The 23,918-nt window shown below is 50.3% G+C and carries 14 protein-coding genes and 1 tRNA gene; 5 read left to right on the top strand and 10 right to left on the bottom strand.

Annotation, left to right across the window (positions count from 1 at the left end; all coding sequences use genetic code 11):
* Nucleotides 1–2 precede the first annotated feature (2 nt).
* Nucleotides 3–1,070, bottom strand: a complete 1,068-nt coding sequence (locus B5F54_RS10710) for a glycosyltransferase family 2 protein (RefSeq protein ID WP_087234041.1) — start codon at nucleotides 1,068–1,070, stop codon at nucleotides 3–5.
* A 209-nt stretch (nucleotides 1,071–1,279) separates the two neighbouring features.
* Here B5F54_RS10710 and spoIIID point away from each other — a divergent pair, with 209 nt between their 5' ends.
* The gene (spoIIID, locus tag B5F54_RS10705) at nucleotides 1,280–1,558 is read left to right on the top strand and encodes a sporulation transcriptional regulator SpoIIID (RefSeq protein ID WP_087234039.1); all 279 of its coding nucleotides are present in this window, start codon (nucleotides 1,280–1,282) and stop codon (nucleotides 1,556–1,558) included.
* 143 nt (nucleotides 1,559–1,701) lie between these two features.
* Nucleotides 1,702–2,499 (top strand): ZIP family metal transporter, encoded by a 798-nt coding sequence (locus B5F54_RS10700; protein WP_087234037.1) that lies wholly within the window; start codon nucleotides 1,702–1,704, stop codon nucleotides 2,497–2,499.
* 53 nt (nucleotides 2,500–2,552) lie between these two features.
* Here B5F54_RS10700 and B5F54_RS10695 read toward each other — a convergent pair whose 3' ends face one another.
* From B5F54_RS10695 to B5F54_RS10675, 5 genes are all read right to left on the bottom strand, one after another.
* On the bottom strand, nucleotides 2,553–3,761 hold the full coding sequence (locus tag B5F54_RS10695) for an EpsG family protein (RefSeq protein WP_087234035.1): 1,209 nt from the start codon (nucleotides 3,759–3,761) through the stop codon (nucleotides 2,553–2,555).
* A 56-nt stretch (nucleotides 3,762–3,817) separates the two neighbouring features.
* The gene (locus B5F54_RS10690) at nucleotides 3,818–4,996 is read right to left on the bottom strand and encodes an EpsG family protein (protein ID WP_172749695.1); all 1,179 of its coding nucleotides are present in this window, start codon (nucleotides 4,994–4,996) and stop codon (nucleotides 3,818–3,820) included.
* Nucleotides 4,997–5,146: 150 nt separating this feature from the next.
* Nucleotides 5,147–6,541, bottom strand: a complete 1,395-nt coding sequence (locus B5F54_RS10685) for an undecaprenyl-phosphate glucose phosphotransferase (protein WP_087234031.1) — start codon at nucleotides 6,539–6,541, stop codon at nucleotides 5,147–5,149.
* 182 nt (nucleotides 6,542–6,723) lie between these two features.
* A complete protein-coding gene (locus tag B5F54_RS10680) occupies nucleotides 6,724–7,158 on the bottom strand; it encodes a hypothetical protein (RefSeq protein WP_087234029.1) in 435 nt (144 codons plus the stop codon).
* A gap of 408 nt (nucleotides 7,159–7,566) precedes the next feature.
* The gene (locus B5F54_RS10675) at nucleotides 7,567–8,310 is read right to left on the bottom strand and encodes a M23 family metallopeptidase (protein ID WP_087234027.1); all 744 of its coding nucleotides are present in this window, start codon (nucleotides 8,308–8,310) and stop codon (nucleotides 7,567–7,569) included.
* 541 nt (nucleotides 8,311–8,851) lie between these two features.
* On the opposite strand from B5F54_RS10675, the gene lexA reads away from it, so the two are divergent.
* Nucleotides 8,852–9,436, top strand: a complete 585-nt coding sequence (lexA, locus tag B5F54_RS10670) for a transcriptional repressor LexA (RefSeq protein ID WP_087234025.1) — start codon at nucleotides 8,852–8,854, stop codon at nucleotides 9,434–9,436.
* Between the two features lie 71 nt (nucleotides 9,437–9,507).
* Here lexA and B5F54_RS10665 read toward each other — a convergent pair whose 3' ends face one another.
* Both B5F54_RS10665 and B5F54_RS10660 read right to left on the bottom strand, forming a co-directional pair.
* Nucleotides 9,508–10,101 carry a cyclase family protein gene (locus tag B5F54_RS10665; RefSeq protein ID WP_087234023.1) on the bottom strand — a complete coding sequence of 198 codons (594 nt, stop codon included), beginning with the start codon at nucleotides 10,099–10,101 and terminating at the stop codon, nucleotides 9,508–9,510.
* A gap of 110 nt (nucleotides 10,102–10,211) precedes the next feature.
* Nucleotides 10,212–10,916, bottom strand: coding sequence for a 5'-methylthioadenosine/adenosylhomocysteine nucleosidase (locus B5F54_RS10660; RefSeq protein ID WP_242969682.1), 705 nt, complete (start codon nucleotides 10,914–10,916; stop codon nucleotides 10,212–10,214).
* Between the two features lie 208 nt (nucleotides 10,917–11,124).
* On the opposite strand from B5F54_RS10660, the gene B5F54_RS10655 reads away from it, so the two are divergent.
* Entirely contained in the window at nucleotides 11,125–12,168 is a 1,044-nt protein-coding gene (locus tag B5F54_RS10655) for an N-acetylmuramoyl-L-alanine amidase (protein WP_087234019.1), read from the top strand.
* 840 nt (nucleotides 12,169–13,008) lie between these two features.
* Here the strand turns inward: B5F54_RS10655 and B5F54_RS10650 are convergent.
* Nucleotides 13,009–21,615 (bottom strand): discoidin domain-containing protein, encoded by an 8,607-nt coding sequence (locus B5F54_RS10650; protein WP_140400362.1) that lies wholly within the window; start codon nucleotides 21,613–21,615, stop codon nucleotides 13,009–13,011.
* Nucleotides 21,616–22,809: 1,194 nt separating this feature from the next.
* Here B5F54_RS10650 and B5F54_RS10645 point away from each other — a divergent pair.
* Complete coding sequence (locus tag B5F54_RS10645) at nucleotides 22,810–23,682, top strand: LysR family transcriptional regulator (protein WP_172749693.1); 873 nt, start codon at nucleotides 22,810–22,812, stop codon at nucleotides 23,680–23,682.
* 159 nt (nucleotides 23,683–23,841) lie between these two features.
* Here B5F54_RS10645 and B5F54_RS10640 read toward each other — a convergent pair.
* Nucleotides 23,842–23,917 (bottom strand) — tRNA-Asn (locus B5F54_RS10640).
* Between the last annotated feature and the right edge of the window lies 1 nt (nucleotide 23,918).

Genomic DNA, 23,918 nt, shown 5'->3' with positions numbered 1-23,918 from the left:
CACTATGCGAAAAGTGTTGTTTCATCCTCCAAGTGACTTTTTACATACAACCGGCTTATCATCCAAATAACCGCTGAAGAAGCACGGACCATCCGGTGCTTCAGCAAAAAACAAAGCCACTTTTCGATCTGGTAAAACGCTGGCGTGATCAAACATTTCTTTCTCAGTTTATACAACCCCCCACTCTGCATGGCTTTTTCGCAAATCGCACATAATTGTGTGTCCCGAGTCAATTTATAAATATGATGTTTTAGAGAGCCAAATGGCCTCGAAGCTGTCTTCGCAGAGCACAAATAACCCGTTAACACCGAGAAGAAAGAAATATAAAGTAGAGGGCTCTGCTCCTCCTCCATAGATGCTTTCCCACAGAACTTCACAAGATAGTTTTCGAAAAGATCTCCTTGCCGCAGGATTTTCCAATTACCTCTGTGAATAATAGAGTTTTTTCTCTGTACATAGTGATATAAAACCTTTTGTACAATCGCTGCGGTCTTTAAATGGGGGAGCAGTTCCAGGTTAAACAAAAGATCCTCTCCAACATCACCGGAAAAAGATACCCGCCTTTGCTCGATCATCTGCCTGCAATAAATTTTATCCCACAGATTTGGAGACTTCCAAAAATATTGCATATAAAAATCCGATGGAGATGTGATTCGGATCAGGGGCGCCCCTTGACATGGCCGAGTTTCCCGATGTCCAACAAATTGCAGGTCGTAACCACATATCGCGACTTCTGCCCGATGATCGACAGCGGCCAAGAGCTCTTGGTACATATCAGGTTCTACATAGTCGTCCCCATCCACAAAACCGATATAGGTTCCTTGCGCGTATTGAAGCCCCTTATTCCGTGCTGCGGACACCCCACCGTTTTTCTGATGAAATACGCGAAGGCGTTGGTCTTTTTCAGCATATCGATCCAATATCGCACCCGATTTGTCCGTTGACCCATCGTCGATCGCGATAATTTCTATTTCGCGTAATGTCTGCGCCAATAGGGACTGTATGCACCTTGCAATATAGTCCTCACAGTTGTAAACCGGTACAATCACACTGACCTTTGGGGCATCCATTCTTTGTCCCTCCAACAGTAAAGCTCATTCTTTAGAATTATATCATAGGCCGCACCCCAGAACAACCGCCAGAGGACGGCCCCTTCATATTCTCGGGTCCCCCCACATATATTTGGTAGCATAGGGCGCGTTCAAGCGAAAACCGCACCGTTTTCCATGTCTTGAGCTTGCAATCTGAACATGCCCTAACTAGAACAGGGGGGCGTACCATGAAAGGCATCGTTGAAGAGCGCGCTGTCGAGCTCGGCGAATATATCATCGAAAACAAGGCCACAGTCCGAAAAGCAGCCAAAAAGTTTGGCGTCAGCAAAAGCACGGTACATAAAGATGTCGCCCAGCGTTTAAAATATGTCGATCCACAGCTCTATCGGGAAGTAAAAAATGTGCTAGAGGTAAACAAAGCGCAGCGGCATATCCGCGGCGGCATGGCCACCAGGATGAAATACAAAAAGGGTTCCTTGGCCGCTGTGCCCAATTCCAACCGGTAAAAGTAGAAACCTCCCTCCGATGGAACCAGATGGGAGGGCCTGCGAAAAATTCCATTGCATTTCAAACGTTCCTCCTCTATAATCATAATAACGATTCTCGTGATTATAATCCATATATCGGGAGTCGGAAAAGGAGGACGTCCATGCAAGGATTGCATCCCGCATGGCTGGCCTTGATCGGGACGGGATTCACCTTCCTCTGTACCGCTATGGGCGCAGCTATGGTTTTTTTATTCCGCAAAGGGGTAAAGGCAAATCTACAGCGCATTTTCTTAGGATTTGCCGCCGGCGTCATGATTGCCGCTTCCGTATGGTCCCTGCTGATCCCTTCGATTGAAATGGCAGAGGAGCAGGGGCAAATCGGATGGATTCCCGCAGCGGGTGGTTTTGTCTTGGGGGGCCTGTTTTTAATGCTGCTCGACCGGCTCCTTCCCCATCTGCACCCGGGCAGCGACCAACCGGAGGGGATTTCTTCCTCACTAAAGCGTACGACCATGTTGGTGTTTGCCGTGACGCTGCACAATATCCCCGAAGGCATGGCAGTCGGCCTGTCCTTTGCGCTTGTCGCACAGGAAGGCGCGCCGGTGACGTTGGCGGCTGCAATGGCATTGGCCCTCGGAATGGGCCTTCAAAATTTTCCAGAGGGCGCAGCAATTTCCCTTCCCTTGCGGCAAGAAGGCTTGTCGGCCACCCGGTCGTTCGCATACGGGGCGCTCTCCGGGATTGTCGAACCGATTGGCGGCCTATTGGCGGTTTTAATCGCTGGTTCGGTGACGCCATTGATGCCCTGGTTCCTTTCCTTTGCCGCAGGCGCGATGATCTATGTTGTGGTGGAGGAACTTATTCCGGAAGCACACCTCGGCGAACATTCCCACCCAGGGACGGCGGGCGTCATGCTTGGTTTCCTGGTGATGATGATTTTAGACGTAGCGCTCGGTTGAGAAGTCCATAGAAGAAACGGGAGACGTTCTGTAAAAAGAGCGTCTCCTTCTTATTATCCAAAGGTTTGCACCAAAGTATTCAGGATGGTCGTCGTAATCGCCTGTACGCGCAGAGCGCTCACCTGGATCTCCTGGAAGACGGTATAGAACGGCAAGAGGTTGATGCGGTTTTGCTGGATGAACCAGAAGTAATAGATCAACCCAAAGGCCATGACAGCCGCCAAACCATAGTAATAACCATAATTGCGCCAGCTACCTTTGCCCGCCAGAAAGCGTTTTTCTTTCTCTTCTTCGGTGGCGGTGGATTGCAAGGCAGCCAACAGCTCCGGGATATACAAAATCGCAGCGGTAAAGAAGATATTGCCAATCCGCTGGAACAGGAAATGCTTCCAGGTCAAGATGAAAAAGATCCCTGTATACATGGCAAGATTGACCAAAACCACATTCCTTGGATTTTGTTTGAGCAACAGTTTTTTGAAGCCGATGATCATCACCATGGCCAAAACTGGCACAAATCCCGTCATGAAGTCGCGGCCATTCATAAAGTAGAGGTTCTGCTCAGTCGCATAATATTGATAGACAAACTGCGTGACCAGGTCAAAGAGCTGCCAGGAAAAGATCAGTACCAGAACCGTAACGCCCGCATAGACGCCCATAGAAACCCGGTTGACCGGAATCTGCGCCAGGAAATAGATGGGGATCATCAGCAGCAGGGAATTGTGAAAGCTCGCCGCCAACAAAACCAGCAACATGTATGGGACGATCCGCTTTTCCTTGATATAGCGAATGGCAAATAGGAAAATAGCGATTGCCAAAGACTGGCGGAGATAGCTCAGCGTGTTCCCAAAGAAGTTGAAGGCGACAAAAATGAACATCCCAACCCACGGTTTCGGGCAGTCCCGATAGAGCACTAGCGCGGTCAGGCCGACCATAAAAACAGCGATCACCGCCGCATAAACAAAGGGGTTTCCCGTAACAAAGGAAATCAGATATGTCAACAGGCTGAACCCAAATTCAGACCGGTAGGTGTTCGCATCGCTGATTAAATACCCCCAACCGCCGCTGTGGACATTCTCAAAAAACGGCACATAAAACTGGAAATAATCAATCCCCACGTTGGTCGCCCGGATAGAAGAAAAAACAATTAGGATCACCGAGGAAATACAAAGGTATAAAATCTCCTTTTTCCGGCTCGGTTTCCATTCCCCCAAAAGCAGGCCAAGAATTAAGATGCTAAATACAATGATGGCATATGCCCACATATAGTCGCCCTCTTTCTTATCGTTTTATATTGCGCCTCTAAGCACAAATATCCCCTTTAAAAAAAGGTCACATAGGGAATCAGATTGATGCGGTTCTGCAGCAGGAACCAGATATAATATAGGGTGCCAAAAAAGAGCGTAACGCCGAGGCTGTAATAATAATATTGCCGGTGCCAGTTCTCCACACTCTTCCTCTTCCGGCGCTCCCGCATCTGCTGCTTCCGTTCGGACCGCATCTGGAACCTCCGCTGCTCCAAGTCCTCGTCCGCAGCGGGTTCGATCCGGATCCCTTTAAGGAGCTCGGGGAGCAAAAAAATCGCGCCGGCAAAGAAAATATTTCCAATCCGCTGAAAAATATAATGTTGGCAAGTTAAAATAAAGAGCAAACCCGTGCATACCGTCAGATGGACCAGCGCCCCATTCTGTGGGTTCTGCCGCAGTAGGCGGCCTTTCAACAAAAGGGCCACAACCGCCAAGGATACGGGGATAAACGCGGTCTGCCAATCGCGCCCACGCAGGAAATAAAGCCCTTCCTCCGTTGCATAGAACTGGTAAACAAATTGGGTGATAAATTCGAAAATCGGCCAGAAGAAGGCCATAATTAGAATCGTCCCTGTCCCATACACCGCAAGGGTTTTCCAACAAATGGGAACCTGCGCCAAAAAATAGAAGGGAATCAGCAGCAGGATGGACTTGTGGAACGTCGCCGCCAGCAATACGATCAACAGATATGGCACAAAACGCTTTTCCTTGAGATAGCGAATGGCGAATAAGAAAATCCCAATGGCGAAGGACTGCCGGATAAAACTCATGGAATTGCCGAAAAAATGGAAACTTACAAAGATAAACATCCCCACCCAGGGAATGGAACAATCCCGATAGATGGCAATGGCCGCCAATAGCACCAGGATCGTTGCCGCAACCGCCATAAAGACGTGGACATCCCCGGTAAACCGGGAAATCGCAAAGTTGAGAAAGCTAAAGCCGAACTCCATGCGGTATTCATTCTGTGGCCCGGTCAAAAATTGCCATCCCTCCCGATGCATCTGTTCAAAGTATGTCTGATACATCGGATAGTCAATGCCAACCGTCTCCCCGCGGAATGCAGCAAAGAGAATCAACCCCAAGGAAGCGATCCCCAAGTAAATCGCGTCTTTCCTCCTGCTTGGATTCCGTTCGCATAAGAGGAATCCAGACACAACAAGAAACAGCAACAGCAAAACATACGGCAGCAAAGCTGTCTCCTCCCTATTTCCACACCCTTCCGCCAAACGGCAATACGGCAGTCCCCGCTGCTTTGGGGTAGCCGCAACGCTCTATCCACGCGGAAATCTTCGTTTTCACAGGCATTTATGGAATCATTATAGCACAGAATCCCTTCCTTTTCAGAGATCTTCGCTTTTGTTCACAATTCCTTTAAATATGGTTAGGAACAAGATCTTGATATCCAAAAGGAAGGTCCAGTTTTCAATGTAATAAATGTCACATTTGATCCGTTCTTCAATGGAGGTATCCCCACGCCAGCCATTGACCTGGGCCCATCCCGTAATCCCGGGACGGACAAGGTGCTTCATCATATACAGGGGGATCTCCTCCCGGAACTTTTCTACAAAATACGGGCGTTCGGGCCTCGGCCCTACTAGGCTCATATCCCCTTTTAGCACATTCCAGAGCTGCGGCAGCTCGTCCAGGCTGTACTTGCGCAAAAAGGCCCCAAACCCGGTCCGGCGTCCGTCGTTGCGGGTTCCCCATGTGGTCATATCCGCATTGTTCTCCGTACTCATGGAACGGAACTTATACATAGTAAATTCCCTCTTGCGGCGGCCGATGCGTGTCTGGCGGTAGATCACCGGACCGGGGGACGAACATTTCACGCCGATCGCCACCCCCAAAAAGACGGGGGACAGAAGGACCAGGCCCAAAAGTGAAGCCACAATATCAAAGCTCCGCTTTAAAAAGCCGTTTACCAAATTGTCCAATGGCACGCGGCGCAAGTTGATGAGCGGCATGCCTTCCACCACGTCGATATACGGCCTGGTGGGCAAGAATTTCGTATAGAAGGGGAGCAGGCTGGATTTGACCCCTTCCCTTTCGCAGGTATCGATGATCTCCTCCAACTCCGGGAATTCATCGTAATCGAGCGAGATAACCACCTCGTCGATCTCCTTATTTTCCAAAAGGTTGGAAAGGTCCTGGAACGTCCCCCGATAGGGAAGGTTGCGTTTCCCCACATTTTCCGGTTGCCCGCTCAGATAGCCGCAGACGTCGTATCCCAGACTGCGGTTCAGCATGATCTTATCGTAAAATTCTCCGGACGCCTGGTTCCAGCCGACGATCAGGAGCTGCTTCAGGTTATATCCCTTTTCGCGCAAGCGCCGCAGGATTTTCCGGATCGCCACCCGTTCGATGGAGCCGAACAGGGTATTCATCCCCGCGAACAGCACAACGACCATTCGGGAAACGTTGACCTCCTTCAAAAAGAAGACCAACACAAAGATAAAGACCGAACCAACCATATTCGCCTGAACAATTTTTCCGATCTCCGACACAAGCGCTTTGCTTCGGAAGGAATCGTGCAGGCCAAAATATTGATACAATAAAAAATAAAACGGGATTACCAGGACCATCAGCCTCAAATAGTAGACGATTCCAATGCGGTCATGGCCACCATCCAACACGTTAAAACGGATCACAAAGGCCAGGACCATAGAAATCAGGCAGATGCATGCATCCAGCACCACCATGGTCACATTAAAAATCCGTTGGTTTTCTTTGAGCATCTGTGTATCCCCCTCCTTTCTTCGGATTTCACAGGGATGTGTCTATTGTACGGCATTGGCCATGAAATGGCAAGCAGACAAGCAAAATTCCATCTTGCTAATTTAAGAGATGTAAATTGCCATCTAGAGGGAGCAAAAAGGGGTCCTGGCACAAGGCCAGGACCCCTGGAACAGCCGCCAGCTTATGCATTCATCATTCTGGCGGGCACTGCCTTTCTGTTTGTCGGGCAGATATTATATATGATGCCGTCTTTTGCCACCATGGAAATGGGGATTTGGGGCAAAAGCTTATGAAGGACTTCCACAAATCCATTAACGGGGGCTTCCGCCATTCCCGTCACAATATGAGTCGCTCCTATTTGTTTTACAAACCCGACTGCCAACAACGCTGCGTCATCATGAAAATAGACGGACATTTCTGCCTGCACGTCGCGCGATGTCTGCCGCAGATACTCCAACTCCTCACAGTCGGCATCGAACCCCGCCGAAGTCGGCTGTACACACAATACATGCAGTGGAACCGACCGCTCTTCTGCAATCCGCTTCCCTGCTTTAATCAATCTGTCACAATCGCGCTGGCCTGTAACACAAACCAGAACCGCTCCTCTGCTGTTCACGAATGTACCTCCTTTCTACCAGTCTCATTCCGTATGCCCGTGGGGAACCGGGCTATACAAACCTGTCTGTTCTCTTTCCCCGTCTATTTAAGTATAGTAAAATTTCCGCTGGGTATGGTAACGTTCGGTGTCTATTTCATGAATAAACTGTTAAGGATTCACCCGAACGGACAACTCGCATCCAATTTAATCTCCACCCCGTTACATCAATTGAAACGCACTTCACCGAAAAGAAGGGGCCTTTTCATTTCGTATATAGTGTACCACGAAATTAATAATATTTCCAGCAACATTCTTGTAATTTTTATGAATATATTCTAAACTTTACAGGCAGAGATCAAAAAAGCAGAGTCAAAAGATTCCTCTCTTGACTCTGCTTTTTATGCCCCTAAACGTTGCCGAGGGCGCCTATTCAAAGATTGTGAGGGGGTCAATCCACTTGCCGGACTTCTTAACCGCAAAATGTAGATGTGGGTCGTCAGCGCTCTCACAAGGGGTTGTCCCAACCGTCCCGATTTTTTGACCGGCCTTGACCGTATCGCCGGCTTTCACGTCCATCGTTTCCAGGCCACAGTAGCATCCGCCGGTCTCGCCGTGCTCGATATACACGACATTCCCAAATAGGTCGTCGTGGTAAGCGTTTTTCACGGTCCCATCGGCGATCGCTTTCACTTCCGTGCCCAATTCCGCAGCGAAATCCACCCCCGCATGCGCGCGCCAGTCTTTCATCGTTTTAGAATAGATTAGATTGTCGATGCTAAATTTTTGCACAACCGTTCCATCGACCGGATACGAAAAAGACAATGGAACCGTCGTGGTCTTTACGGCGGGCTCTTCCGAGGAAACCGGCGCTTTGGATTGCGGCGCCTGGCTGCTGGGGGATGTGCTCGGCGGTGCGGATGGTGTGGAAGATGTTGTGCCCGGCGAGCTGCTTCCAGGGACCTCCAACACGCCGCTCACCGCTTCATTCGCTGGATAGGCCGTTGTTTGGCTGCTGGATGGTTCCTCCTCCGGCGTCGCATAGTTGATAACGCTATCATACGTCGTCCAGGCGGCCACACCGATTGCAATTAAACAGACGCCCAGAGCAATGTAAAAGCCTTTGGAAGCCCCTCCGGATGAATGGTTCTTCTGATAGTGGTTGTTAGTCATTCGTTGCACCTCCGAGTCTATTTTTGCCACCTATTTCGGGGAATATGCGGCAGCTGCAAAAATAGGAACCGTACACAACAAATGAAAAAAGACCGAACCCTTACGGATTCGGTCTTTCTTCTTAGCTTGAGGGGTATATTGAGGAGGGTAGAACATGTATCAAGTTCTGGTGCGGCTCCATTGCTTGATTACGGTTCTTATTATACTCACTTTACCGATTTGAGTTGTTACGATGCTATGAATATTCTTTAAACTATTTCAGTAGATTTTTTGAACGAATTTCCGTAGAAATTGCCAAAAAGGGACGCTTTGGGAAGAAATCCCTCGAAAGTTTCACAAACAAACGTTTACATTTTTTGACCGCCTGTGTTATAATGGAATTATTAAAATAACCATTTTCATAGATGTGTACCGCCTTTCTCTATAATAAAGGGGCAATGGATAGAAGCCTTCGCAGGCGCCCATCTATTTTTCTAACATGCTCTTCCGAATGGCTCCGGAAATGGATCGAAAACCACCACCAGGAAAGTGAGGATGCGATATGTTGACAGAAAGCCAAAAGAAAGTATACGACTATTTAAAAAGCCGGGCACAGGGCGGCCTTCCTCCGACCGTTCGGGAAATCTGCAAAGCGACCGGCCTGAAATCCACGTCCAGCGTCCACGCGCACCTGAAGACACTGGAACGCGAGGGATATATCAGCCGCGACGCCGGCCTCAACCGCGCCATCCATCTTGTGGGGGAGCAGCCCACTGTACAGGTGCCGGTCGTTGGCCGTGTGGCTGCGGGGCAGCCCATCCTCGCAGTGGAAGAGGTGGAGGGTTATGTCCCCTTCTGCCCGCCCAACCAAAATGCCGACGACTACTTTGCACTGCGCGTGCGCGGGGAAAGCATGAAATGCGCCGGCATCCTGGACGGGGACCTTGTGATTGCCCGCAAAGTATCCACAGCGGAGGACGGGGAGATGGTCGTCGCCCTGATCGAGGATGAGGCGACGGTCAAATATCTGTATCGGGAGCCCGACCGCATCCGCTTGCAGCCCGATAACCCGGAGTATGAACCCATCTATGCGACCGACGTCACCGTGATCGGAAAAGTCGTCGCAAGCATCCGCTATTATAAATGAGCAAACATCCCCTATAAACAGACTGGCGCGGCCCTGCTTTTAGCAGAGCCGCGCCGTTTGATTTTCAAAATTTAATCCGCTTCGCCGTCTTCCGCCAACAACACTGCCCGGAGAGGGGAGGCTTCCGCCCCCTTCAAGTAGAGTGGGAACGCCACCAACGTATAGGTACCCTCCTTCACATGGGACAGGCACAACCCCTCCAAAATGGGAATATCTGCACCCAGGAGTTCAACATGCGGCCCCGCCTCCTCATGCGGCGCGCCGATGCTCCAGGCATCCGTCCCAACCAACGTCACGCCGGCGGCAGCTAAGGCAAATGCAGCGCTTGTGGAGAGGTAAGCCTCCCCTCCGCCCTTGAACAATAGGATCTTTTCGCAATAGGGCATGATACGGTCGATGTCGGCCCCCGTGACAATCCCGTGTGCTGACACAACTGTGCAGCGCCCCATAAACCGGGACAGGTCCAGCTCGTCCACCGTCTTTCCGTCGTTGATAAAATGGCGGGGGGCATCCACGTGGGTGGCAGAATGGCACCCGGTATAGAACCCGGAGAGATTGTATGAATCCCCCAGCTCCATGCGCCGCACCAGTTCACGGCGAGGCTCCGGGTCCCCCGGATAAACCGGTGTAGAAAATAGCTCCCGCGAAATGTCGATGACCTTCATATCCTGCCGCCTCCTTTTCCCTGTCACTTTTTGTAATCTTTTGAAATCTTTTGAAAGATCTGGTCCGTTTCTTTTGTTTTATGGGTAGGGGATTTCTGCTTGCTCGATTCCTATATATTTTCCAACATTGGCAGCGCCGTGCAAAGCAATTCGGTTGTCTGATGCGCGGCAAAGGTGGAAAATTGCTCATAGTCCACGCCCGCGTTGCTATCCGCATTGTCGGAAATACAGCGCACCGCTGTGTATTTGGTTCCATTGATATAGCACACCTGCGCAATACTTCCGCTCTCCATCTCACAGGCAACCGCCCCAAAGGTGGAGGCGATCCAATGAAGTTTTTCTGCACTGCTGATAAATTGGTCCCCGGAGGCGATCCGCCCAATGTGGACGTTTCCCTGGTACGCGCAGCGTCTCGCAGCCTCGGCAAGCACCCGATTCATTTCAGAGGAGGTGGGGATGACAACCAAGTTGATTCCGGATACCATGCCAATCTGGTCGCCGATCTGGGTGGTATCCACATCGTGCTGAATGGCACCGTCCGCTAGGACCAGGTCCCCGATCTTGACATCCGCGCCGATTCCGCCGGCAACGCCGCTGTTGATAATCCGGCTGGGCGCATAGCGCAGGATCATCGTCTGCGCACAGATCGCCGCATTGACCTTCCCAACATTACAGCGCGCTACAACGCACTCTACCCCTTGGATGGCGCCGCGCACAAAGTCCATTCCACTGATGGTTTCCGTCTGTGGATGTTCCAGTTTTGCAAGAATTTCTTCTACTTCAATCGCCATTGCACCAATAATACCGATCATCATTCATCCCACCATTCTCAAAAATACAGACCGGTTTTCTTCGGAAAAAACCGTCTGAAAATCCATTTTTTTACAGTATACCTGATTGGCGTTGGAAATGCAATTGCTTTACATAATCACAAAATTTCTGTTGTATTGAAAGAATTTTTGTAATATAATTGGAACTGTTCAACAACCCGATGTGTTAAAGAGAGGATGGAGCGAAAGAAAGATGAACCGAATACTGAAAAAACTTGTTTCCGCAGTTGCCCTGGGCCTGACCGTCTGCCTGTTTTCCGCATCTTTGTGCAGCGCTGCGGCCGCGGCAGCAGAGCCTACACAGGAGCGTACCATCGCAACCCAGCAATACGATGGTCCCAACGGCCGCTTTAAGGTCTACCTAAGCCCGTCTGCCCAGCCTTGGAATCCCTATTGCGACGGCAGCGGCAGCGAGGAATACTATATGCGGCAGGTTGCCACCGCTATGATCCCCTACTTGCAGAGTTACGGCATTGACTACGTCCTGCCAGGTGCGCAAACGGGGTCCTCTTCCACCCAAAAAGCTTTCCTGACCAACCGTGCGAACGAAGCCAAAAATACCGGATGCGACCTCTATTTGGCGATCCACTCCAACGCCGCCAACGGCAATACCCGCGGCACGCGTATTTACTATTATACAAAGAGCTCGGAAAGCCTACGTTTTGCAAAAGTTTTGCAATCGAATTTTAATTATCCAGACAAATCCAACATCAAGCTCGCCTACAACGACGCGCTGATGGAGATGTACCTGCCTACGATGCCCCATGCATTGATTGAAACTGCTTTCCACGATAACGCGCAGGACGTCACATGGATTAAGAGCAATATCAACACCATGGCTAAAAGTTTAGCGGACGCGGTGAACGCATATGCGCAGGGGAGTTCCGGTACTTCGGTCGCTGCGGGCCTTTCTATGAACCGTATTTTTGCAAACCTTTCCACAGGTACTGCCATTATTTTAAATGTCTCTTCTACAACCGGCCAGGCAGTTCCAACCTTGACTTGGCGCTCCAGCAACCCGGCGGTTGCATCCGTTGACCAAGGTGGCTTCGTATTGGGTATGAGTGCTGGCGATACAGTAATTTCGGCTACTACTCCAACGGGCCAATCTGTGAGCTGCACCGTCACCGTGACAGGGCCCACCATGCAGATTGGCGGCGGCCCGGTGGCTTCCGCTGAGGGAGAGTACATAGGGGATTCCACTGAGGAAACAGGACCGATCACTCCAACCGCTTGAAATCCATATTTATGATAGACCATCAAAACCACCTGTCGAATGTGTGGTTTACACAGGGCTAAAAGCCCATAGCTACCGGCCAGCGCCGTAAGGCGCTGGCCGGTAGCTATGTCCAGGCGGGGAGACTTATTTGCCGTTATTTTTTGCAGCCTTTGAAGAGGGATTCCCATTACCGTCTGCCCTTCCAAAGGTGTTCATATTCCTTTCCCTTTCATTGGCCTTATGCCATGCCGTACTTCCCCTGTTCTGCAAAGGGTTTTCGAATGGTTGCCTCCTTTTAATCCCAAGGGAGTCCATCTGACTTCTCGCTTTTTTCTTTGTAGAATACGTTCCTCCTATCCTTCAACGCGGATGCCATGGCGATCAGATCACACACTTCATCATGAGGCAAGCTCATATGAAACATGATTTTCCCGTTTTGATAAATCCATGGGCCTGATTTGTTTAAATTACGATAGACAATCCGATGTGATGGTTGCAATTCCATGTTGTATGTGCGAAACTCGGCTTGTCATTTATTTTTGAATGTCCTCCTTCTGTTGTTTCTTACAGTTTCCAGACCGCAAACTTATTCAGAAGGAGTTTTTCTTTCTATATCATCGGCACGAGCCTTCTTTTGAACCACGCGACTATCACGTGGTTTTCTTTAAATATAAGGAAGGAGCCCGGCACAAGCCGGGCTCCTTTTATATTTTGGAAGGAAGAAGAAAAAACGCTTATGGATTCCCGTCCGCCATCCGGGGTGAGGTTGCCCGGACGGCGACGATTTAGAAAAGGAACACAAATAGTTGCCTAGTAGCGGCCAGGCTGTTGCCTGATTCCGCATCTAAGGAAAATTGCTTACGCTCCGATGGTCACCACACAGTGCTTCTGCGGTGCGCCATTCGGCAGGGTGGTATAGATGCCAGAGGACTGGCCACTCTCGCCCACCGCCCAAATGCGATAGTAGAAATCGTTTCCAATCCGTGCAACGAACTGCGTCTTAAACACGCTGCCGTCTCCCACGGTAAAGCTCGGGACCATGGTGTTATCACCGTTGCAAACTGTCATCTTAAAGCAGTATGCCTGCCCACGCTTCATCGTAAAGTTTACGGTCGTATCGCTGCGCACATATGCGCCGGCTGCTGCAACGCTCTGGCCTGCAGAGACTACGCCTGCCGCGCCGTATGCGTTGGAGGAATTCTGGGAAGTGCTACCCTTCGATCCGTTTCCAGGATTCGGAGCGGGTGTCTCCGCCTTTTCCAGGCCCTGTTCAGCATCTTGCAGCTGATAGAACGCTGTCGCCAGCATCTGTCCATCCGCTTCTTCGTCCGCTGCTACCGCCTTTGCCGCAGCCAGCGCACTCCGGAACGTTGCGGCACTGCTCGCTGTATAAGCGTCCAGGTCTACGCGTTCCATTTCTGCAATATATGCTTTCAATTCTTCTCTCGACGGGATCTTCCGCAGGTTCAGCATGGCTTTCACCAATGCCTGGGCTGCTTCGTCAATCGCAGACTGCGTGGCATTCTGATCCAAAGCTTTTGCCGCTGCATAAGCGGTTTGGAATTCTTCCTGGCCATCCGGCAAGTACTTTCCAGCCTCGATATCTTTTGCCACGGTCTCTGCTTTTGCAAGCGCAGCATCCAAGGAAGTGCGGTCCGCAACTTTTACCAGGGCCTGAGCCGCATTCAGCAGGGCATCATATGCCGCGGTGATGTCGTTTTCCAGCGCTTCGTTGTCCGCCAGGACATCCGCTGCTTGTTGCAGGGCTTCCGCGAACGGCGCCCAGCTTGTGCTGGTATAATCGCTCTCGGACAAGTTCTTCAAAATATCGTACAGGTCTTGCAAGGCGCTCTTATCGCCCGGCTGGAAGTCCAAATAATGGATGACATCCAGCAAGTCGCTCCACGCCTGGTCGATCTCTGCCTGCGTTGCCGCCGGGTCTTCGATAATCTTTCCAGCAGCATCGTAAGCCTTCATGAACGCTTCTTTTACGCTCGGGATCAGCTTATCCACTGTGCCATCATCGACATAAGTCTTGGCGTATGCATAAAGCTGCTCCAGAATCGTCTTGTTTGTGACATCAAACAGGAAATCGCTTTCGGTTCCCACGTCTTTTGCCGTCACAGTGTACGTGTAGGAGCTTCCGGTGATATTTTCGGTCTTGCCGTTGACCGTCACAGCACGGAACTGCTCGCCCTCTCTGCGCGGTTCAAACGTCAACTCTACCTGCATATCATCCGTCATGTCTTCTATGACGTATTTTCCGAGCAGGTCGGCAATCTTCTGCGGCTCGCCATTCACTTTCAGCGTGACGTCTTTGCTGTTATAGGTGATTACCACGGAACTAGATGCCACGGTTCCCACCACTGCAAAGGCGCTGTCTGCATTGAAGTGGTCGCTCTGCCATACAACAACGCCGTTCTTCACGGTGCAATCCACATTCCGGATCACGCCGTCATTGGATACTTCGACAACACGCAGGGTATCCGGATTCAGCTGGGCCGGAACCGGTGCGGAAATCGTTGCGACGCCATTGGGTGTTACTGTTGCGCCGCCGGACTGTACATCCACGGCATACGCCTTGAAGCGCTCCTGCGTTCCTGCGAGGGAATTCTTCAGTGCGTCCACGGCTGCCCCGGAGGACAAGTCTTCGACAAACAGTTCGCTGTCTGCCGGCAAAACGCCGCTATCGCCATGGACGGTGACGCCTGTCGCTGCATCCAGCAGGTCAACCGGCAGTGCATTCAGCTGATCAGCAGCTGATGCATAGGTGTAGAATGCCACATCGTCAATCTGGCCCTTAAAGGCTGCCGTCGTGCTGCCAATCCGGTTCAGCGGGGTGATCAAAGACGCCCACTGGTTTCCGCCGGTCGCCGTATTCTCCAAGGTATGAACCTTTTCTCCATTGACATACAGGGTGGTTTTTGTGAATTCCATGACCATCGTAATATGTACCCACTCGCCCTTGGGCAATGTGTAGTCAAACGAATAGTCACGGAAGTCGCGCGAGAAACCAAACTTTCCTGTCTCTTTCTGTACGGCCTTGATCGCACCGATCGGGGACTCGAACAGGATCTGTTCGCTGTCGTCGCTATCGGCATCGCGCTTGACCCAGAAGTCCAGCGTGGTATTGATGCGCGCATCCGAAATCGGCGTCTCTACATAGCTCTCGCCGCCTGCCAACGTCAGTGCTTTGCCGTCGCGGCCGTCCGTATAGGATACGTTCACGCCTTCGCCCAGCAGGTTGTATGCGTTTGCAGAGGAATCGCGTGTTTCTACGCCGTCTTCGAAGTCATAGCGCAGGACCGTCTGCGTATTGCTCTCGACTTCATAAGTCGGGTTGGTGTTCGGCGCATACAGCACTTCTTCCGTCAAAGCGTCGATCGCCGCCACATCATAGTCTTCGCAGCTGCTCCACAGCTTCTCGCCAAAGGTTGGGAGAATGTCAAACATACGGTCAAACAGCTCAACATCCGTGGTGCCATTATCCGATCCACCGGTCTTATCGTTCCAGAGTGCATAGGAACCGCCGAGCATCTGCGGATCGCCCGCCGGAACGACCAGTTTGCCGCCATAGATCTTGGTCGGGTCGTACGTATTGAGGATATGGCTCTTAGACAGATAGTCCCAATAATAGCCCGCGCCAGGTACGATATAGACATCGCCATCGTTGATGTTGATCATCTGATAGCCCTTGTCGTACATCTCCTGGGCATCCGCGTAGCCGACGTACCACATGTACATCTGTACGTTCTCCGCCGTGATCGGCGTCACGCCGTCGTTCTCCGTCTGAGAGCCCCAGAGCCGCGGCGTATGGTTCATTTCGTCGCGAATGAAGCGCAACAGGTCGTCCTGATATTTCCGGAACGCTTCCTTGCCTTCCTGATTAGAACCCTTGTACTCGTCGGTACCAATATTGACTACGGTATCCTCCAGGAAGACCGGATCCTCCTCTTGCATGTATTCTGCCCATACGGACTTGATAAATTCAATTGTTTCTGGGTTACTGACATCCAGGTAACTACTGTTCGGCCCGTCGCGTCCCAGGTCTGGGCGCGCCCAAACAAACGCCAGGGAATGTCCGGGGGTGTCAAATTCCGGCACAATATTCACGCCCTGCGCCTTGGAATCCAACAGGAAGTTCCGGAATTCATCCTTCTTGTAATGGAGATCTGTGCTGGACAAGCCCGGTACGTCCGATTCCAAACGGAATCCGGCATACGTGCAGTCAAACGAGTTGTCCGACAGATGCAGGTTCAGGTCGTTCATCTTGTACCAGGACATCTGCTTGACCCACATCTCCAGGTAATCCATCGAGACAGGCTTACGGGCCACGTCGAACATGAACCCACGGACCTTGTACTTCGGATAATCGCGCACCAGGCCCTTCGGGATCGTTGTGCCAGTCTGCTTGAGGATCTGAAGAATGGAACGTGTCGACCAGAAGGCCGCTGTCTCCGTGCTCATACGGATGGTGACGGCATCGCCGATCTCCATGTCATAGGTCTCTTTTTCCAGCTCGATATCGCTCGGCTTGAAGTAGAAATCACCGGCGGCTGAATCTTGGCCGATTTCCACCTGGATGGGGTTGCCGGTGATATCCAGATAGTCCTCCGCAAAGCGGTCCGCCATATCCTTGTACGATTCATCCAATGCAGGATCGAGCAGGATGCGGCTGTTTTCGGTGATTTCAAAGTCACCCGTGTGGCCAAACCACTGCTGCAGCTCTGGCAGCACCTTCGGCTTTGCATTCTGCGAGAGAGCCGCGTCGTACTGGCCGGGGACCGTCATAGGTACTTCATACAGAATGGTTTCATCCGGGTTGGTTGCGCTGACGAGTTTGTACTCAACCATCACGTCGGTATCCACCAACGGCTTGAGGATATTGCGGTTCGCATCGATAACTTGCTCATAATCGGTACCGCCATAGGTCACTTCAACGCCTTCCGGCATCTCCGGGATCTCCAGCTTGGTATCCTCGTCCGTCAATTCGATGGAGCTCAGAAGGTTCTTCGCCTGGTCAATCTTGCCGACGAAGTCCAGGTCCTGATACAGGCCAAACTCGCAGAGTTCTACGCCATTTCCGCCTTCTACGGCGTCAATCACCAATTTGACATACTTGGACGTATACTGTTCGTCCAGGATGAACTCCTCTTCCGCTTGCATCTCACGTTCGCCTACAGAATAGATCGACTTCCAATCCGTGCCATTGTCGGAAAGCTCAATATGGAAATCCACACGTGCGTCCGTGTTGTTCCACTGAAGCTTCAGACGGTTGAACGGGACTGCTGCGGGAAGCGTAACTTCCAGAGAAGCAGTATCCTCAACGTTTCCGCTCGCCCAATAGGTGGAGAGGTCGCCGTCCACCGCATAGTCGGCGCTGCTCTCCGGCGTGGTCTGGGATGCCTCGGCAAAGCGGTTCTCCGCCTTATTGATATTGGAGACATCCGGCGCCCAAATGCGCACCTCGTAGATGGAGGCGTTTCCGCTGCTGACACCCGTCAGGCCGGTGACGGTGTACTGGACATACCGGGCTGTTGTCCCTTCCGGAACCACATCCGTGACCCACTGGCTATCCGCATTTTCGCTGCGGTCGATGCACGGCGTAAATGTGTCGCCGTCCGTGCTGGTGGAAATCGTGTACTGATAAGCTCTCTCCTCTGTGCCATAGAACAGCGTATCAATCTGGGAGATTTCCTCTTCTTTTCCGAGGTCAATCATCGCCCACTGCGGGTAGCTGCCGTCTGCCGCTGCCCAACGGGTTTCCAGGTCGCCGTCCGTCATATTGGCCGCTACGTTGCCTTTGCTGATTTCTTCACCGGACACTGTCATCGTCTTTCCAAATGCAAAGTTGGCAGGATCCAGGTGGTAATCACCGGGCAAAGGCTCCGGCTTCGGCCCATAAACCTCAAGCTCATAAATCGAAACAGAGGGATAACCGCTGTGTTCGGTGCACAGGATACGCACATAGCGCGCTTCCTGCTGCTCTTCAAACGTAATCGTCTTGGTCGCTTCATGTTCGCTGATCGGGACAGTCGCCGCATCGGTCCACTGCTTGCCGTCGTTGGAGAGCTGTACCTTGTAGCCCACATCAATGGAACCGAAGCCTTCCCAGAAGATCTTCACAGAATTGATCTTGCAGACCTGCCGGAGATCCACCTGGAGCCAATCGCCAACGCCGCCGCCTTCAACGGCCCAGCGGTTACTCTTGCCAACCTTTCCGTCGACCGCCTTATCCGGCGTATTGCCATAGTTGTCGTTAGAAGCTGTTGCAAAACGTCCGAGCGCCAGGTTGACGTCCTCATCTACCGGCTCCTCATCCGGGTCCGGTCCATAAACTTCCAGTTCATAGATCGAGACGGAGGGATAACCGGTGTGCTCGGTGCACAGCACACGCACATAGCGTGCTTCCTGCTGCTGGTCGAATACCAGTTCCTTTGTCTCTTCGTGCTCAGCGATCGGGACAGTCGCTACGTCGGTCCATTCGCTGCCGTCGTTTGACAGCTGCACCTTATAGCCCACCTGATAGTTGGTGATGCCTTCCCAGAAGATCTTTACCGAATCGATCTTGCAGACCTTTCCGAGATCCGCCTGGAGCCAATCGCCGACGCCGCCATTTTCATGCGCCCAGCGGGAATCCTTGGCGACTCTCCCATCGAACGCCTTCTCCGGCGTGTTGCCATAGTTGTCGGCCGAAGCAGACGCGTTGCAGTTCAGAGCCAAGTTGACCGTCTTATCCTCCGGCGCATACACCTCAAACTCATAGAGGGATGCGTTATATCCCTGCGGATTGGACTGGCTGACTTCCATCTTGACATAGCGTGCCTGTGTCCCTTCAGGAGCTTCGTCTTCCACCTTGCCGCGCGTGGTGTTATTGCTCCGATCGACACAAAGCTCGTAGCTATTGCCGTCGATGCTTGTGTAAATTTTATACAAGTACGCGCGGGAGGTTTCGCCATAGAAATAGGACGTAAAGCTTGCGATGTCGTATACCTCACCCAGGTCAACGATCGCATACTGCACAGGATCGTATGCGCCAGAAGACGCGCCCCAACGAGTGCTCATATCGCCGTCCGTCATAGCGTCTGCAGGGGTGAAGCCCGGCTTATCGGTCGAAACCGTCACTGGCTTGTGCAGCGCAAGGTTTTTACTGGTGTCAGGCTGTTCGCTCAACTTGTTGATCGCAAATTCCTTGATATTGATCCAACGGTTGGGCGAACCGGTAAATTCGTCCACAAACTCGTCCGTAGCGGTATAGCGCAGATACTGCGCCTGGATCTCCAATCCTTCAACCGAGACAATATTCGTGTCGTATTCGCCGATCTCATTCCAAGTTTTGCCGTCGGCAGACCATTCCAACAGGCCCTTCTTGAAATAATGCGTGCCATCCATCGTAATGACGACGTCCGTAATGTCCGTCATCTGCCCCAGGTTGACGCCAAAATACGCGCCCTTTGCGGCCGGGCTGAATTTATCGGTGCCCGTTGCCGTAGAGAGGCTGCCGTCGAGCATGGGAGCGTAATTGATGGCGAAACTGCCGAATCCACGCGGCACAGGTTCCTCTCCCTGGGCCAACTGGATTCTGCATTCCAGCAGATACTGGATGTTCTCGATAAACGGCATGATCTCTTTCGATGCGGCAACCTTGCTGTTTGTTCCGGTTGCGCTCTGGTATTGCGCACGCAGGTCTGTCAACGCTTGCTGCGCCATGGCAATTGCATCCGGATTGTCGAGGGGAACCAGATCCAAATCCATCAGGCCCTGTACGGTATCCCGTGCAGCTACTGCAATATTGCCCATCTTGTCCAGCCAGGGTCTGAGCTCTTCTGAAATCCCGTTTGTCCCCTCATAAGCCTTGAGCGTTTCCACCGCATCGGCAAGCTCCTGGAAGCGATCCACAAGGATTTCACCGGATTCCGTGCAATCCTCGCCGTTCGCATACGCCTGCTCAAAGGCTTCCATATCCTCCAGAATATAGGCCGATTCCGGTGCATTAAACGGATTCCAGCCGTAAGTGGAATTCTGGGAGAAGATCCGCAGTGCCTCTGCCGCTTCCGGATCATCCGGGATCACCCAATCAAAAGATGCCTGCCAGCTGGCGTCGGAATCATAATCGTGGGTATTCCAGGTATAGTCCGCTACGCTAAACAGGGAAACCTTGGAAATCTGTGCCTGGTTCATCGGGTTAGAAACCAAACCGGAGATGTTTTCCACATCCGGATACAGGCCATTGGACGGCCCCATATGGGCGTAACCTGCGCGGCCCAGATCGTTTACCGGATAGTTCCACCAGACATACACCGGGCGGTTGGCATATTCACAGAACCAGTCGATCATCCCCTGGTCAACCTGCGAAACAACCCAGTCGCCCGTCCACATAATTTGTACATCCTCAGGAAGCGCTTCGTCCAACATCTTCAGATGATTCTGCGTGCCGGTCGTCCCGTCGTCTTTCCGGTAGACCTGCGGGCAGAAGATCAACGGCTTCACGTCGCCCTTCTCTTCAATATACGCTTGAACACCGGCTGCAAATGTGGCCAGGTTTGTGAAATCCGTCGAAGAATCGTCGAAGAACAAGCCGAACTGACGCACGCCGATGCTATACAGCTGGTCAAATTTGTCAAGCAGCGCCTGGAGGTCTTCTTCCGATCCCAGGTCAATGCTCCCGCCCGGATGGGCTGCCCAGACGAACTGCACCTTGGTCTCACGGCCCAGTTCAACCAGCTCCTGGAGCTCCGCCAGCTTGTCATCCGGATAGGGATCTTTCCACTGCCCTCTGTGATACGGATCATTCTTGGGGCCGTAGAGATAGGAGTTCATCTTGAACTGTCCGCAGTACTCCATGATGCTCTTACGGTTTTCATGGCTCCACGTGCCATAAAAGCCTTCGATGAAGCCGCGGAACGCAATGCTCGCATAGTCTTCAATCAACAGATCGCGGACCTCGCCGTCCGCCTGGTTCAAAATCTGGTCCAGCGTTACCAGGCCATAGAATGCGGCGTCGCTTGTCGCACCCGTGATAGCGATGGTCTGGTCTGCACTATTGACGGACAATACATAGCCATCAATCTGGTCAACCGAATTGCTGGCATCGTATTTTCCATCCAGATAGGCATCGTCTTCGCCTTCGTCGTTATGTACGCCCACGAAGAGATTTACCTGATCCTCGGAAGCCACTTCGGAGAAGGTGGCATCTATGCCGTGCTCCTCCAATACGGTTTCCGCCTTGGATACCGTGTAAGAATCCAAATCATCTTCCAAGACCACATTGACGCCATCCAAGAGCGACAGGGTATCCGTACCGTAACCCGCGTAATGCACCTGCGGATAGATTTGGTAGCCGTCTTCTTCACTCTTTTCAGCCGCGAATGCTGTCCCCATGGTACTTGTTACCATGGAAAGCGTCATGGTCAGGCTCAATACGCCGCCCATGATGCGCTTGAATAACATTCCTTCTCTTTTCAAAAAATTTACCTTCTTATGTCACTTTGGAACAAACGCATACTCTCTGAATCCATTTCCTCCTTTCCCATCTCACCCGATGTGTGAAATTAGATCAAAACAAAACATCACTAGACAAAAGCTTTTGACACCTAAACAGCATCATAAAGCCTGCCTAATGACTGATTCTTGTTTTGATCTCAACAAACCGCAGTTAAAAATTCACACAACTGAGCGGCCTCGGTGTTTGTCGTTACAAAGTTTCTTTCATTATAGAAGTATTCCAAAAATTTGTAAAACAATTGTTATTTGTTGCTTCTGGACACAAAATTGTGGAATATAAAACAAGCAGTTTCTTTTTATCTATATTATATAAAACATGTGATTTCTATAGTACAATTTCATCTGTTTTATAGCAATCATATCCTTATAATTTGTTTCAATTAGGAATTTTCTTTTAAAAGCTCTTGAACTGGCTTCTAAATTTATTACAAATAGGAATTTTAATTACAACTTCCACTTGGTAACAAAAATGACAAGATTATTCAAACAATGATATTGTATAAATTGTATAAATCTTATCTTTATATTCTCTAACAACTTGGAAGTCAAAAAAATCCCCCTTGTTCCATCGAAGTTCTTTCTTCATTATGAATCTTTCAAACGATTCCTTGCCTTTTCATGCTTCTATTCCGCTATCGTAAAGATTTGTACAATTTCTTCTATAATGTTATGTTTTTCAATTGGACTAATAAAAATATGGAATGTATTGGGAATAGGACATTTTCGCTAAGTCTTTCTATGTATTTTTTCTTCCTTTCTGAGAGCCACATGCTTCTCTCACTGTCTCGCGAATATTTTTTCTTAAAAATAATTTATCCCCAATATTTAAAAAGTAATTTCACTCTGATAATATTGTCGCGCTTTTAAATAATACATATACTCTTTCATACACCTAAAATTCCATTTCCGGTTTCCAAATTTCCTGAAAAATCCCCCGGCTGGCCTTCAATGGGATGCATGTTGATAAATCTTTACATATCCTTCATTCTATACCTTGATCCATGCAAAGTCTTGTTTTATACAGAAAAATAGCAGTGTCATTTTGTCTATTATTGCCAATGGTCATAGCGGCTTGCATTTGACACAGGCAATTATTTTGTGATACGATACAAATACTGTAAACTTATATATATCTTTATGGGGGAGGATCTAATTTTGACACTTAAATGGCTTTATTATTTTCTTGAAATCTGTAAAGATATGAATATGTCAAAAACGGCCTCTAGGCTATTTATCTCTCAGCAGGGACTTAGCAAAGCCATAAATAGCCTGGAAAATGAATTGCAGTGTACATTATTTATACGCTCACACTCAGGCGTTACATTGACGGATGCGGGGACATATCTTCTGCAACAGGGACATCAGATTCTTGATTTGATCGATACAACTCAAAATCATTTGAAACAGTATTCCGAATCTCAAGATATTCAAATCTCTGTTCCAAATGGCGCAAGTGCGATCTTCACAAACCGGTTGCCGAATCAATTTGCCGGACGGCCGATTTCCTACACAGAAGTTGATGAAGACGAATGGATTTCTGGTTTGGAAAAAAGGAGTTACGACGCTGCGATCGTGAGCGATTTGGTCAATTCTGGGAAATGGTATATTCGTCCTTTTTATAAGGAATATCTTGCATTGATCGTCAGCGCACAACAGCCGATTACCAAAAGTAACCCTCCTGACCTGACACTCCTAAAAGGGCAAACTATTATAATAAGCGAACGCCTATTCAATACATATGATAAATTTTTGAAACGTATGGCAAAAAGGGGATTGACCTTCTCAAAAGTAATCCGAACCTTTTCTCCCTTCACGGCAATGCACCAATGCGCACAGGATATCGGTGTCTGCTTTTTGGGGGAACATGCACTTTCGTTGCTGCATTTTCCGAATACAAAGGTACTGTATCCCCACGATCCAGAGATGTCTTTAGAATTCTTTTTTGTCGCTAGGTCAAACAACATCAAGGGCCTGGTGTCTGATCAGCTCTATCAACATCTATATGATTGTGTTAACAAAGAGGAATAAGGCCGGATAATTGGAGCGAATGGCCGCTTCATCTTCCTCAATCGTATAAAAAAAGCGTCCGAGAGTTTTCTCATCGAACGCTTCTTTTTTATCGCATCTAAGTTTTCGTATTACTAAATAAACGAAAAAGGAACTACAAAAAGTAGTTCCTTCATCAAATGGCTCCCCCTGTTGGACTCGAACCAACGACCCTGCGGTTAACAGCCGCATGCTCTACCGGCTGAGCTAAGGAGGAA

It is taken from the genome of Anaeromassilibacillus sp. An250 (assembly GCF_002159845.1).
GTDB lineage: Bacteria > Bacillota > Clostridia > Oscillospirales > Acutalibacteraceae > Anaeromassilibacillus > Anaeromassilibacillus stercoravium.
Note: the sequence above shows the minus strand (reverse complement) of the source record. Positions and strands in the feature narration are given on the sequence as shown.

What these genes read in the sequence shown, in the direction of transcription:
- B5F54_RS10710 (WP_087234041.1), bottom strand. Translation starts at nt 1,070, where the DNA reads ATGGATGCCCCAAAGGTCAGTGTGATTGTACCGGTTTACAACTGTGAG.
- spoIIID (WP_087234039.1), top strand. Translation starts at nt 1,280, where the DNA reads ATGAAAGGCATCGTTGAAGAGCGCGCTGTCGAGCTCGGCGAATATATC.
- B5F54_RS10700 (WP_087234037.1), top strand. Translation starts at nt 1,702, where the DNA reads ATGCAAGGATTGCATCCCGCATGGCTGGCCTTGATCGGGACGGGATTC.
- B5F54_RS10695 (WP_087234035.1), bottom strand. Translation starts at nt 3,761, where the DNA reads ATGTGGGCATATGCCATCATTGTATTTAGCATCTTAATTCTTGGCCTG.
- B5F54_RS10685 (WP_087234031.1), bottom strand. Translation starts at nt 6,541, where the DNA reads ATGCTCAAAGAAAACCAACGGATTTTTAATGTGACCATGGTGGTGCTG.
- B5F54_RS10675 (WP_087234027.1), bottom strand. Translation starts at nt 8,310, where the DNA reads ATGACTAACAACCACTATCAGAAGAACCATTCATCCGGAGGGGCTTCC.
- lexA (WP_087234025.1), top strand. Translation starts at nt 8,852, where the DNA reads ATGTTGACAGAAAGCCAAAAGAAAGTATACGACTATTTAAAAAGCCGG.
- B5F54_RS10665 (WP_087234023.1), bottom strand. Translation starts at nt 10,101, where the DNA reads ATGAAGGTCATCGACATTTCGCGGGAGCTATTTTCTACACCGGTTTAT.
- B5F54_RS10660 (WP_242969682.1), bottom strand. Translation starts at nt 10,916, where the DNA reads ATGATGATCGGTATTATTGGTGCAATGGCGATTGAAGTAGAAGAAATT.
- B5F54_RS10655 (WP_087234019.1), top strand. Translation starts at nt 11,125, where the DNA reads ATGAACCGAATACTGAAAAAACTTGTTTCCGCAGTTGCCCTGGGCCTG.